The organism is Pseudomonas sp. VE 267-6A (genome assembly GCF_024126555.1).
Classification (GTDB): domain Bacteria; phylum Pseudomonadota; class Gammaproteobacteria; order Pseudomonadales; family Pseudomonadaceae; genus Aquipseudomonas; species Aquipseudomonas palmensis.
Genome location: NZ_JAMYBY010000014.1, coordinates 120,054 through 134,221, shown reverse-complemented (window position 1 = coordinate 134,221; position 14,168 = coordinate 120,054). Strand labels below are relative to the sequence as shown.

Below are 14,168 nucleotides of genomic sequence, written 5' to 3'. Positions count from 1 at the left end.
GACGGGGGTGGCGCTTTGCTACCGAACTTTTGTCACCAAAGCTTCATGAAGAGAGATGCAGGGCCTGGGCTATCCAGCGCCCTCAGGGTCGTGCGCCGCCTGCGCGGCGCTCGGTTTGAAGAGCGCCACAACTTCATCGACTGGCGCCTACCGGGCCCGCCCCAACCGCCCGCCCCTCACCCCTGCTGCACCCAGACCAACCGAACCGCAAACCCCACCAGCAGCCCACCAAACACCCACTGCTGAACCTTCTGCGCCAGCGCGCGCTGCTCCAGTTGGCGCCCGACCCACCCGCCGGCCAGTGCATACACCCCATCGAACATCATCCCCATCACCACCAGCACCAGCCCCAGCAGCGCGAACTGCTCACCCACCGCCCCCTGTGCGGGGTCGATGAACTGCGGCAACAGCACCGAGCAGAACAGCAAGGCCTTGGGGTTGAGCAGGTTGGTCAGAAAGCCCTGCGCCATCGCCGCCCTCCACGTGCCACGTACCGCTGCACCCCCCGGGCCCTGCACTGCACCCGCCACGGGCCTGAACATCTTCACCCCCAGCCACAGCAGGTAGGCCGCCCCGGTGTACTTGACCACCTCGAACGTCCAGGGCAGTACCTTGAACAGCGTCGCCAGCCCGACGGCGGCCAGGGTCACGTGGCACGCACGGGCAACCGCCAGCCCCAGCACGGTCGCCAGCGCCGCCCGCCGCCCCTGGCGCGCACCGGTCTGCAGCAGCAGGATCATGTCCGGGCCCGGCATCAGGTAGATCATCGTCAGGGCAGTCAGGTAGAGCAGTTTTTCGTCCATTTCAACGACCTCAGGCTGGGGCAACAGAGTGAAAATTCTATGCCGGAAGGTCGAGGCAGGTGCTTGCGTTATGCGCCCGCAACGGGGCTATTATTGGCAGGATGTACCAATTCAATACCTAGCCACAGGCCACTTATGCCAAACCACGACCCAACCTACCCCAAGCTGGACGGTTACGACCAACGCATCCTTGGCGCACTGCAGCGCGACGGGCGCCTCACCAACGTGCAACTGGCCGAAGAGATCGGGCTGTCGGCTTCGCCGTGCCTGCGACGGGTGAGGCTGCTGGAAGAAGCCGGGGTGATCCGCGGCTACCATGCCAGTCTCGAAGCCGAGGCAGTCGGCCTGGGGTTGACGGTGTTCGTGGGGGTGAAGGTCGAGCGGCACCATGAGGTCGAAGCGGAGAACTTCCGCCTGGCCGTGCTGGCCCTGCCCGAGGTGGTCAGCGCCTTTCTGGTGTCGGGCGAGTCGGATTTCCTGTTGCATGTGGTGGTGCCGGATCTGCGCGGCTATGAGCGGTTCCTGACCGATACGCTGCTCAAGCTGCCGGGGATCCGGGATATCCGCAGCAACTTCGCAATCAAGACGATCAAGCCGCAGGGGGCGCTGCCGCTGGGGCACCTGGGGCGGTAAGCGGGTAGCAACGACCGGCCCACCCGCCCCGAACCGAACCTGGCAACCCTACAGCACCAGATTCCCGCGCTCCTCCTGCGTCAACCGCCCCCGCGCCTGCTCATCCAGCGCCCCGGCCCCCAGCACCTGCACCGGGCTCTGCGGGTTGTACTGCGGCCCCAGGCTCGCACCCTCCTTGCCCGGCACCAGGCGCTCGGTACCAAACCCCAGCACCTGCACGGTGATCACCGACGGCTGACGCTGGCGGGCCGCGGCCTGCTGCTGGCGCACCGCATCTTCGGCGGCCTGGGTCGCCGACGACGCCGCCGCACTCGCCGACGAGATCGCGCCGGTGTTCACCGCCGCCACCACCGGCATGCCCTTGGCATCACCCTGCACCTGGATGTTGGCCGCGTTCACCACCTGCAACGCGGCAATGTTGACGTTGCCCGACACCCGGATGCCCGCCTCCCCCGCATCGATGGTGCCCAGCGGCGCAATCAGGTCGATGTCCCCTGGCGGCACTTCCACCACCGGCGCCAGGGTGGCGATACCCGCACCGGTACTCGGCACCGTGGGCGACAGGCTGCTGTTGCCCCAGGTGTCGTACAGCCGGCGCGGCGGGGTGTAGACCACCGTGGTCTTGGAACCACGCCCGGCGTTGATGTCGCCCTCGGCCGACCAGCCCAGAATCGAGCCGCCAAAGGTGGTCATGATGCGGCTCTGCCCCAGCAGGATGCTGCCGCGCGCGTACAGCTGGATATCGCCGTTGCCCTGGGTGATCACCCCGGCACCGGCCGGCGGCGCCTCGCCCTCCACGCCGAACACCTGCTGGCCACCGGGGGTGAGCATCTGGATCGCGCCCCCCACCTGGGTACGCACCCCGGCCCCGCCGAACATCAGGATGTCGCCGTCGTAGCGGATCGGGTTGCCGGCCACGTCCTGCTCGGGGAACAGCGCCGCGATCGCATTGCGCCCGCGCAGGTAACTGCCCTGGCGCGGCCCGCCCACGGTGTTGTACTCCAGGCCGCCGGCACGCAGCTCGGCAAAGTACACCTGGCGCGCAAACACCGCCTGCTCGGTCGCCGGCAGGCTGGCGAACCGCGCCCGCGCCTGGGCCGCATCGCCCTCGAAGGCGTAGCGCTCGGCCAGCCATTGACGCAACTCCTCGGCGTAGGTCTTGGCCACCTTGCCCGGCTGCGCCGCCAGGCTCTGGTTGCTGTCGGCAAGGTTGGCCGGGTTCAGGTACAGCTCGGCAAAGCGCGCATACCCTGGCCCCTGGGCGCCCACACCGGCCTGCAACACCAGGCTTGCGCCGGGGCGGTTGTCGCCGGTGACGATGGCGCCCAGGCTGGTGATGGCCGCGCGGTCCTCCTGGCGCAGGTCACGCCCGGCACTGACGGTGAGCGTGCCGGGGCCGGCCACGTTCAGGCCACTGAACAGGATGTCGCGCCCAGCCACCACCTGCGAATGATCGGTGGCGTGGTTGTGCACGAACAGGTTGCCGCTGGACAGCGCCAGCGCACCGACGATGTCCGACATCATCGCCGGCACGTAGGTGGTCTCGCCAAGGCCGGTACCGCTGTACACGATGTCGCGCCCCGCCATCATCCACACCGGTGCGGCGCCCTCGTACCAGACGGCCCCATTGCGCGCATTGCCGAAGTTCAGGACCTCGCCCGAGCGCACCCCCACCAGGTCGCCGCTCACGGCGTAGATGCGCGCCGGCTGCAATTGCCCGTAGGCATTGGCGGTGCTGGTGCTGCCAAAGGCGAACAGCGGGAAGCGACCCGCTTCCAGGTCTGCCGCAATCCCGTCTGGCCTCTGGTTGCTGACGCTGTGGCCGTTGTAGCTGCCGATGAAACCCGGGTTGAACGGCGTGGCCAGGGCCGACGGTGCGGCGCCGGACTGGTTGATCGCATAGCCACCGGCGTAGATCGAACCCTGCGCCACCAGCTGCAACTGGGCATTGGCCGAAGGTGCCAGCAGCAACGAGTAGCCACTCGCGCCCTGCAGCCGGTTCTTCTCCCGGTACTGCGCGGAGTTCCCGTAGTACAGGTTGCCGGAGGCCGCCACCGCACGCAGGATCGACGGGTAGACAAAGCGCCCGTCGGTGGGCGAGGTATCCAGGCCGGACAGCGCATCACCGCTGACCGGCTGGGTCAATTCGATCAGTTGGGTGCTGGGGGTCAGGTCACCGCCCGCCGAGAACAGGTCGATGGCAGTGTTCGCCGTCCACAGGCTGAACCAGCTGTTGCCGCCCCCCGCCGCCGTGCCGAACGGCGTGGTGTTGAGCGTTGGCACACGGCCCGGGTCGGCCGCCGCCCCCAACACCAGGTCGCCCCGGGTGCTCAGTTGCACCGTGGCGTCGCCGGGCACCACCACCAGGCCGCCTTTGGCGCTGGCCAGGGTGGCCTGGAACGGGTCGTAGGCGCGGGTTTCGTGGCTGTCCTGCTGTATCCCGAGCGCGCCGTAGGCACGGTCGATACCGCCCAGGGCCGCTGCCGACACCTGCAGGTTGCCGCGCAAGTTGACCAGGGTACCCTGCAGGTCATGGGCGGCCACGCCCAGTACATCGGCGTTGTCGCCACGCCCCAGGGCCGCCTGGGTCGGGTTGACGGCGCCGCCGACCTTCAGGTTCAGGTCGCCGCCACCGCCCAGCGTCAGGCTGCCATCGCGGCCCACGCGGCCGGTGCTGCCCACCGCCAGCTGCAGGGCCTGGGTACGTGCGCTGTCGTCCCACTGCGTGCGGTACTGGTCAGCGGTATTGCCGATCACATCGAGGGTGCCGGCCTGCCCGCCCACCGTGACATCGAGGTTGCCCCCGCCCAGGGTGCCGAAGCCGGTGAAGCCGGCCACCACACTGTTGCGCTGGTAGCGCACATAGGTGCCGAAGTTGATCCACCAGGCCGTGGGTATCTGCTCGTCTGCCGCCAGCGCGTTGCCACTGCCCTGGCGCCACAGCCAGTTGCCGACCTGTGCAGTGGGCAACTGGTAGGCCAGGCGGGTCAGGCTGCCATATTCGCGGCTGAGGGAGTTGCCCGTCAGGTTGCCCCCCACCGTCAACAGCAGGTTGCCGCCCTGCTCCGGGTACCAGGCCTGGTACAGGCTCTGCGCGCCGCCATCGACCAGCGCCTCGTAGCCGCCGAGAAACTCCGGCAGCACCTGCCCGTCATTGGCCTGCCCGCGTGCCAGTTGATAGGCGGCGGGCACCGGGGTCGCCGTACCGGCGGTGTACACACCGAACAGCGTGGTCATGTCCAGGTTGCCGGCGGCGATCAGGTCCAGGTCACCGGTACCGGTACGCAGCACGCTGTAACGCGAGGCGCCGCCGGGCACCGTGTCGTGCTCGGTGTTGCCCGGCGCGGTCATCACGCACCAGGTGGGGAACTCATCGCACAGGGTGGGGTAGCCAATCGCATCGAAGTCGATCAGATCGCCCGGCCTGGCATCTGCGCCAAACCCGTCGATGCCTTCCTGGGTCCAGGCCAGGCCACCGCCGGCGGCCGGTGCCCTGGCGCACCAGGTGGGGAACTCGTCGCACAGCGTGGGGTAGCCGATGGCGTCGAAATCGATCAGGTCACCGGGCCTGGCGTCCACGCCAAAGCCGTCGATGCCTTCCTGGGTCCACACCAGGCCGCCGCCGGCAGCCGGTGCCCGGGCGCACCAGGTGGGGAACTCGTCGCACAGCGTGGGGTAGCCGATGGCATCGAAGTCGATCGGGTCGCCGGGCTTGGCGTCCACACCAAAACCGTCGATGCCTTCCTGGGTCCACACCCAGCCGGCACTGGCGCCTACCGCCAGCATGCCCACGTGGTGGTCGGCCAGGCGCAGGCGCCCGCTGGCGTTCGGGTCGGCCAGGCGCGGGTCGGCCGCCGTGGTATCGGCACCGGCCACCACGCGCAGGTTCCACGACTGCGAACCGGCCGGCAGCATGCTGGCGACCGCCCAGTTGGTGCCCTTGCCCTCGCTGCGCAGCGCCACCGAGCCCACGCCCCCCAGCTTGATATCGGTGCGCGGCGGAATGATCGCGCCGCGTTGCAGCACCAGGTTGCCCGCCAGCAGCACCAGGTCATCGGCGCCACCGTTCAGCAGGTGGCCCGGATCGGACGGCAGTGCCACGCCTTTTGGCCAGGTCATGGCCGTGACGGGCGTGTTGACCACCAGCCGCGTGCCGGCGCCCAGTTGCATGCCCGCTTCCAGGCGCAGCGGGGCCTCCAGGCGGGTGCCCGCCGCCAGTGCCTGGCTGCCGTCGGCGTTGTAGAGCGCCGCCGAGAGCACGGTGCCAGCCGGCAGCTCGATCGCGGCCGAAAGGGTTGCACGCACTGGCAGCACAGCGCCCGAGGCCAGCACGCGCGCTTGCATCGGCAGGTCGTAGTTGAGCACCTGGCCGGCCAGAAAACCGGTGCCCTCGTGCAGCTCGACCCCACCGTTGGGCACCACCACCTGGGCGCCATAGGCCAGGCGCCCTTCCAGCAGCACCCAGCCGCCGTCGTCCTGGGTCTCGGGTGGCGGCGCGAAGCCGTCGTTGATGCTGCCCAGCACCTCCACGTCGCCACCGGCACGCAGGCTCAGGCTGCCGGCCTCGCCCGAGCCGTACACCGCGCCGGTCTTGTGCACGTTGGGGTTGAGGCTGGCGTAGCGGTAGCGCGACAGGTCGAGGTCGCCGCTGACCACCAGGTCGCCGTCGGTGATCACTTCAAGCCCCGGGCGCAGGTGGAACTGCTGGGCGTAACCCTTGACCAGGCCGGCGAGCTTGCCGTTGACCAGCGCCGTGTTGGCCAGGGCGCTGTCGATGAACTGCACGCTTTGCGCGTGGCGTGCGTCGAGGTAGGCCTGGTCGATCTGGACATAGGGCTTGCCGCTGACATGCGGGTCGACGCCCTGCGGGGCCGCATGATCGCGCGCCATGGCGAACAGGTCGATGCGCTGCGCACCAAGAATCGACAGCGCCTGCGAGGCGTCGATGGCGATGTCGCCATGGGTCGGGTCGTCGGCCCGCAGCCGCGGCGCATACAGCGCGAGGGTGCCGCGCTCGCGGCCATCGTGCTGGCCGGCGGCGCCGCCGCGGGGTGCGTCGGTGCCATGGCGCAGGTCGATACGCACGCCACGCGCCAGGGTCAGTTGCCCGGCACCGGCATTCAGCTCCACGGTAGCCCGGTTGGGGCTGTCGATGATCTTGCCGTAGCTGTCCACGCGCAGCACGCTGCCATGTGCATCGAGCACCGCGCCCTGGGCCAGGGTCAGGCCATTGCCGGCGGCCAGACGAATGCTGCCGACACGCTCGCCGCTGGCATCGATCAGGCCGTTGACACGCAGATGGCCGTTGTCCAGCGACACCTGCACCTGGTTGGCGCGCACCCCGTTGCCGATCTGCAGGTTGCCCTGCTTGAACTGGAAGCGCCGGCTGCCATGCACGCCGCCGTCGTTCAGGCGCTGGTTGAGCGTGGCGAAGGCACTGCTCAGGTCACCGGCCAGCCCTTGGGCACGCAGGGTGAAACCCGCACCCGCGTAGGGCACCTGGGTGCCCCCGGCATCGTAGTGGCCGGAGCTTGCGCCCAGGAGGCGGCCTTGCAGGTCGACCTGGCCGGCACTGGCGTCCAGCGCCACCACCTCCAGGCTGCCGGCCTGGTTGTGTTCGGCGTGCAGGTCGATGATCGAGCCGGCCGCCTGGTGGATGTTGCCGTGCTGGCTGCGCAGGATCACGTCACCGCCCCAGCTGTACTTGTCCAGGTCGTTGAGGCTGACCTTGCGCCCGGCCAGGTCCAGTTGCGCCGCCTGGCCCAGGCGCAGGTCGCCCTGGCTGTCGAGGGTCAGCTTGCCGCTGGGCAGTGCCACGCGGGTGTCGAGGTCGATGCGCTGCGCGCTGAACGACCATTCGGCGCCCAGCGCCCCGGCCTTGAGCTGCGCGTCGGCGGTGCTCGGCGCCGCCCCCGCGAGCATCTGCAGGGCACCGCCGACGCGCACCTGGTTGACCGAACCGGCTTCACCGGTCACCAGCGGGGTGCGCACCAGCAGGTTGCCGCCGCTGTAGCGGTAGCCTTCGCCGGTCACATACTCGCCGCGTGACTGATACACCGACAGGCTGCCGCGGTGGTTGGCAGTCAGGCGTTCGCTGGCCAGCAGCGCCACGTCGCTGAAGCCCAGCGCCAGGCGCTCGAACGCCGGCTGGCTGCTGCTCTGCGCCTGCGGGCCATACCCCAGTTCGATGCGCCGGGCTTCGATCTGCAGCCGTCCGCTGCCGGTGCCGGCACCGTTGCCGAGCAGGGCCGGCGCGGCCTGGGTGGCGCCACTCCAGATCAGGTTGCCGGTACGAATGCTGGCCACGTCAGTGGCCGCGCCATGCCCGTAGATCGCCGGGGTGCCCAGCACCAGGTTGCTCAGGCGCGACTTGCCGGTCGCCGGGTCGAGGGTGTCGAGCGCGGTGGTGCCGAAGAAGTTGAGGCTGTCCTGCACGGTCAGCGTCAAGGTTTCCAGGGCCGGCGCGCCACGGCGGGTATCGCCCTGCAGCAGGCGGTCGAGCACCTGCTGGTTGAGGGTCAGGCCGCTGGGCAGGTAGCCCGCCGCAGCGGCGGCGGCCAGGCTTTGCGCACTGCCGACGTTGATCGCGCCCACCGCCAGGGTCAGGTTGCGGGTGCCGAAGCGCACCTGGTCGTCGAGGCTGAAGCGGTTGTTGGTGGCGGCGGCAATGGTGCCTTCGGAATACAGCTCGGTCTGGCCGCTGCACCGCGTCAGGCAGCCGCCGATCAGGATGCTGCCCGGCCCGGTGATCGTCCCGCTGGGCGCTTGCGGCGCCAGCACGTCGACCCAGCCATTGGACACGATCAGCAGGCTGCTGTTGTGCGGGTTGTAGAGGTAGCCGTCGCGGCTGTCGTAGGCGGGTGCGCCCTGCCCGAGCGTATCGATGCTCGCGCCTTGCTCTATGTTGATGGCGCCGGCGATGCGCCCGGTAACCATCAGCACTTCGGCGGCCTTCAGGTGTGCGCCACCCTTGAGCACGATGCTGGTGCCCCTGGCATCACCGAACAGCAGCTGGTTGCCACCCTGCCCGTACACCCGCTGCCCGGCATGGCCGATGCGCAGGCTGCTGGCACCCAGGGCGTTGAGCTGCGACGCGGCAATGGCGGTTTCGCCGGCACCCGCTGTGGCGGGCGCGTTGTCGCCGTGGATCACCAGGGTGTCGCCGAACAGCACCGTGGCGATGCTGCCGTGGCCCTTGTCCGCCGGTTTGTTCAACAGCACGCCCTGCATGCTGAAGCCGGGCCGCGTGGTGTCGTTATGGCCCAGGTCCAGGGTCAGGCCCTTGGCATCGATGGGCAGCGCGGCACGCGGGATACCCAGGCGTGCGGCATCGTTGAGCAGGAACTGGCTGAAACTGGTTTCGTTGTACTGCGAGTACCGACGCAAGGTGTCGGCACCGGTCAGTATCAGGTGCTGCGACAGGGCATCGCCCAGCCCGCTGCCGGCGATCGAGCGCTTGCCGGTCAGGCCCCATGAGCCATTGCGCAGCGCCATGGCACCTGCCTGCGGCGCGCCGACGCTGGCCTGGCCGTTGACCTCGACACGGTAGGCCCCCGGCAACAGCGCATAACTGGCCGGCAGCAAGGTGTAGGTGCCGGCGGGCAGGCCTGGGATCCCGGCGTCCAGGGTGATCTGCTGGCCCACCAACGGCATCGAACCCGATGGCTCGCCCGCCACCGCTTCGGGCGCCACGCTGGCCTGCACACCGGGCACGATGGCGTACACCGGGTTGTCCGCCAGGCCCGGCAGGCTGAAGCTGCCATCGGGGTTGTTGCGCACCAGCGGGTGATAGCGGGCATCGGTGGAGCCGCCGCGCCCGGAGATGAAGCCGGCGCCGCGCACATCGCCACCGCCGGACAGGTCGATTACCGCACCGGGTTGGACCGCGATGCTGCCACCGCCCAGGGTCACGTTGAGCCAGCCGTTGGGCAGACTCTGGCCCAGCACCGTGCTGTTCAGCGACTGGCCGGCGAAGTTGTACACCAGGCCATCTACCGTGCCGCCATAAGGCATCACCAGGCCGGCGGCACTGACCGAAGTCAGGCTGCCAGGGCGCAGGGTCACTTCGCGGGTGCTGGCGGTGCCCAGTACCAGGGCGCCGAGGGGCGCGCGCAGCACGCCCTGCTGGTCGATGGTGTCGGCCTGTATCGACAGCGCGCCAAACAGCGAATAGGGCTGGGCAGGCGTGGCCGCGCTGCTGCGCGCAATCTTCACATGCTCGGCCTTGATCACTGCCACGGCATTGGTGCCAGGGTAGATCTGCGCCGCGCTCAGGGTCAGCGTGCCCGGCGCCACCAGCCGCGTGTCGTTACCGCCCAGTGTCTTGAGCAGGCGCAGATCGCCGCTGCTGTTCAGGCTGACCTGATGGAAGCCGCGTCGATCGATGCTCAGCGCTTCACTCACCCCCGTGCCGAACTTCAGGGTATTGCGTACGTCGATCAGCGCCGCATCCACCTGCAGCCTGGCCTGATCGGCTTGCGACGAAAGCGCGATACCGATTTGATTGTTGGTGAGGCCCGGCCCGGCCGGCGGCAGGCTGGTGTACCCGGCCAGACGCACATGCGCAGCCGACAGGCGCACCCGGGTATCGGCGCGAGCCCCTTCGGCCAGCCCCAGTGCACCGGCATACAGGTGCAGGCTGCGCGCCGGTTGCAGCGTCACGTCGTCGGTAAAGCTGATCACGCCGCGGCTGAACAGCGTCAGTGCATCGAACCCGCCCTGCGCCACCTGGGCCACGCTGAGGTGGCCATGGCCATGTTCCAGCTTACCGGCCTGGTTGGCGAAGGCTTCCCCGCGCGGGCTGATACGCAGCTCGCGCTGGCGGATGGCCTCGGCATAGGCCGGGGTGATCGGGTAGGTACCGCTCTCCAGCGCAAGGGTCAGGCTGCCGCCCGCCACGCCAGCGCCACCCGCCGCTGCACGCAACTCGCCGTCCACGTACAGGCCATTGATCGAACTCAGGCTGATGCTGCCGCCCTGGCTGGCCAGCCGAGTCGCGCCAACCCCGGGTACATCGACGCTCATCTGGCTGCCGGACGCATCCAGTACAGCGCCACGCTCGACCACCACGAACAGGTCGGGGGCCAGCGCGCCACCCAGGTTGGGGTCGAAGGTGCTGCCGATGACGATACTGCCGCCCTGGCGCAGCTCGCCATAGCGCTCGCCACGCGCGTCCACGGCGGTGACGGCACGGGCCGATACGTCGAGCAGCGCCCCGGCGCCGACCCGGATCGCCCGTTGATGCGGCTCGAACCGCACCGCACTGGTCAAGGCCTCCTGCACAACAGTGTCAGCCAGGGTGATCTGCCCGCCGTGTGCCACCAGGCTGCCGTCAACTTGCAGGCCACCGGGGCTGCGCAACGTGATGGACTGCCCGTCATCGACCTGGATACGGCTGCCGCTGGCTACCTGCAGCCAGCGTGACGCCACCTGCTGGGCCGACTGGTCCAGCTCGCTGCCCGCCTGCAGCAGCAGGCTGGCACCGGCGCGCTGGGTCAGGACGCCCTTGGCGGCGTTCTCCAGGTACTGCGGTGGCGTCCACAGCTCCAGCGCCTCGGCCGCCGAACGGGCATCGCCACGCAGGCGATACACCGGCCGCGTCACCTGCACCTGGCTGTCGGCCGCCACCTCCAGGCGCTGGTTGCCCACCACCTCGTAGCGGGCAAAGCCCTTGGCGAAGAAATCGCTGCCCAGGTTCAGGCTGGCCGCCGGGGTGTCGGCGCCGATGCTCACGGTGTCGCCGCGCAGGGCCAGCGTGCCGGCGCCCGTGGTGCCGTACCCGCGCAGCTCGCCGCCCAGCAGCAACTGCCCACCGGCCCCGCCCGAGGTCAGGCTGGCCAGGCTCAGGTCGCCACCGGCACCCCCGCGCCAGCTGCCGTCGGGGGTGCGCGCCGCGCCGCTTTCCACACTCAGCACACTGCCCTGGCCCAGGCGAATGTCGCCGGTGCCACGCAGGGCCAGCGAACCGCCGTCCAGCCAGGCCGACAGGTCGGCGGGCTGCGCATTGACGCCGTCCTGGCGCCGGCCGCTGGCCTCCACGCGAACCCCGCCGGCCACCTCGATACGCGCGGCCAGGCCGGCATTGCCGACCCGCAGGCTGTCCGAGCCGCGTTGCAGGTTGCCCAGCAGCAGGTCGCCGCCGTGGCTGACCAGGTCGGCGTTTATCTGCACCTGTGGCGCCAGCAGGCTCAGGCCGGCGCCGTCGGCCAGGTTCAGCGCCTGCTCCAGGCGGATGCCCTCATACGCGGCCACCTGCAGGCCGCCAAGCTCGCGCAGGCGCTCGGCCTCCAGGCGCAGGACGCCTTCGCGCTCGGCCTCGACCGGGGCGTCGAGGGTCAGTGAGCCGCCCTGCACCTGCGAGCCGATCACCACCTGGTGCAGGTTGCCCGCGCCGGCGTTGAGCACGCTGCCCGTGGCGGTGGGCCGGTAGTCGCCAACGATCAGCTGCGCGCCGCGGGCCTGGCTCAGCTGGCTTTGCCGGTAGCCGTCGAGGCCGGTCTGCGGGGCCTGCAGCTGGTGGTCGCCCTTGAAGGTTTCGCCCAGGATCTCACCGCCCAGCTGCGCATTGGCGGTGCCGACCACCAGCCGCCCGGCATCGCGGCCAACGGTGTAGCCGTTCTCCAGGCGCTCGCGCGGGGCGATCAGCGGGCTGTAGAAGTAGCGGGTCTGGCCCCAGCGTGCGCTGTGCTGCTCGTAGCCCTTGTACACGCCCTGGTACAGCACGTCGCCAGGGGCACGCGAGAGGTTGTACAGGCGCCCGTCGGCGCCCTTGAGCCAGGTTTGCTTGAGGTAGCCGGTGGCCACGTCCAGCGTGCCGCCCGAGAGGTTGACCAGCGAGCCGGCCTGGGTCACCAGGTCGCCCCCGGTGAAGCTCACCGTGCCGCCCTGGGCCAGCCACTCGCCCAGCCCGTGGCTGCGCGTGCCGAGGTAGCCGCCCACTTCCAGCAGGCCGCCGGCGGTGTACCAGCGCTCGCCCTCGTAGCCGTTGGTGCCGGCGGCCACGTGCACCAGCTCGCGGATGTCGACCCACACATCGGTGCTGTTGAGCGCGCCGCTGTCGCGGTTGCCCGCCGCGTCGCGCTGCTCGTTGCCCTGGATGTTGACCTTGATGCTGTTGCTGTCCATGGCCAGCTTGACCCCGACCGCGCCCGCCACGTCCAGCACCGCGCCGTCGCGCAGCAGGCTGCGCTGGCCGGCACTCACCGCCACCTGGCCGCCGGTGGCCAGGGTCAGCGAGCCGCCCTGGAAGTCCACCGTGCCGCCACTGACGATCTCCACCCGCGACAGGCTGCGGTCATCGGCCACCGCGCTGAGGTTGTCGAACGCGCCGTTACGCTGGTTGACCTGCCCGCCCAGGTCCTTGCGCACCGCCTCGCGCTGGCTGTCCAGTGCGCTGCCGGGGTTGGCGTCGATGACGATGGCAGTGGTGCTGCCGGCGGCCAGGGTCACGTTGCCGGTGCGGTCGCTGGCCGCGTTGAGCAGGTGGATGGTGCCGCGGTTGTCGATCGAGCTGGTGGCCACGGCCACGCCCTGCTGGCGCACCTGATGCCCGGTCAGGGTGATGTCGCCCTGGCTGGCCTGGATCAGCCCGCTGTTGCGCACCGTGCCGGCCGTGCTGCCGGCCTTCAGCGTGGTGGCCACCTCGTTGCCGCGGGTGGTCGAGTACGGGTTGCCCGCCGTGCCGACGCCCTTGCGGATGTAGAAGGTATCGCCCGCCGCCAGGGTCGCCTGGCCCTTGGCGTTGATCAACCGGCCGGCGTTCTCCACCTCGTGGCCCAGCAGCAGGGTGTAGCCGCCGCCCTGGGTGGAGCTGGCCGGGGCGTGGGTCTGGATCAGCGCGCCGCGCTCGACCATGATCTTGCCGGCGGCATCGGTGAAGGTCGGCTGGCTGCCCAGGCTGTCCACGTACAGGCCGCGCTCGGTGAACTGCTGGTCGCTGATGGTGGCGGCGGCCGCCGTCAGGTTGCGCACGTTGATCTGGCTGCTGCCGCTGAACACGATGCCGTTGCGGTTAACGATCATCAGCGTACCGTCGGCCTTGATCGTGCCCTGGATCTGGCTGGGCGCGACGCTGTTGCCGACGCGGTTGAGGAGGGCCCAGTTGGCGTCCTGCTGGAAGGTCAGCTGGGTGTCGCGGCCGACGTTGAAGGTTTCCCAGTTGAGAATCGCCTTGTCGGCGGTCTGCTTGATGGTCACCTGGGTGGTGCCGCCCTTCTGCGTCTGTACCGGAGCCTCGGCGTTGGTGAACAACGGCTTGCCATTGGCATCGAGCAGCGGGTTCAGGCCATTGCCGCCCAGGCCGTTGTGGATGCTCGAGGGCGCCGCCAGCGCGGCGGCGCGGCCGGCCGCCTGGGCAGCCTGTTGCGCGGCGATGGCGGCCACGGTGTTGTTGAGGTTTTGCAGCGAACGCTGCAACTGGGCATTGGCACGCTGCTGCTGGGCCAGCGGCGGTGGCAGCCCCGGCAACTGCACCGCACCGCCCTGCCCGCCCGTACCGCCGGCCTGCGGCGCGCTGCCCTTGGCCGCGAACCAGGCCGAACTGAACGCCGCAGGCGCCGCCTGCACGCTGCCGGCCAGGGCCAGCAGCGCAATCACCTGGGCCAGCGGCTTGAGCCGCAGCAGGGGCATATCGGCCTGACGGTGGGTACGGTGGGAGGGCGAAGCAGCAGTGCCAAGGCGCATTGCAATCAATCCTTTTCTGGTCCATCGCGGTAATGGGATGCCACACGCCGG

At 69.8% G+C, this 14,168-nt stretch carries 3 protein-coding genes; 1 reads left to right on the top strand and 2 read right to left on the bottom strand.

Features of this window, described 5'->3' with window-relative positions; all coding sequences use genetic code 11:
* Positions 1–176: 176 nt before the first annotated feature.
* Positions 177–803: a LysE family translocator gene (locus NJH59_RS17745; protein ID WP_253087096.1), complete on the bottom strand. Its 627-nt coding sequence runs from the start codon at positions 801–803 to the stop codon at positions 177–179.
* 135 nt (positions 804–938) lie between these two features.
* On the opposite strand from NJH59_RS17745, the gene NJH59_RS17740 reads away from it, so the two are divergent.
* Positions 939–1,436 (top strand): Lrp/AsnC family transcriptional regulator, encoded by a 498-nt coding sequence (locus tag NJH59_RS17740; protein WP_058541157.1) that lies wholly within the window; start codon positions 939–941, stop codon positions 1,434–1,436.
* 48 nt (positions 1,437–1,484) lie between these two features.
* Here the strand turns inward: NJH59_RS17740 and NJH59_RS17735 are convergent, their stop codons facing one another.
* A complete protein-coding gene (locus NJH59_RS17735; RefSeq protein WP_253087095.1) occupies positions 1,485–14,117 on the bottom strand; it encodes a filamentous hemagglutinin family protein in 12,633 nt (4,210 codons plus the stop codon).
* Between the last annotated feature and the right edge of the window lie 51 nt (positions 14,118–14,168).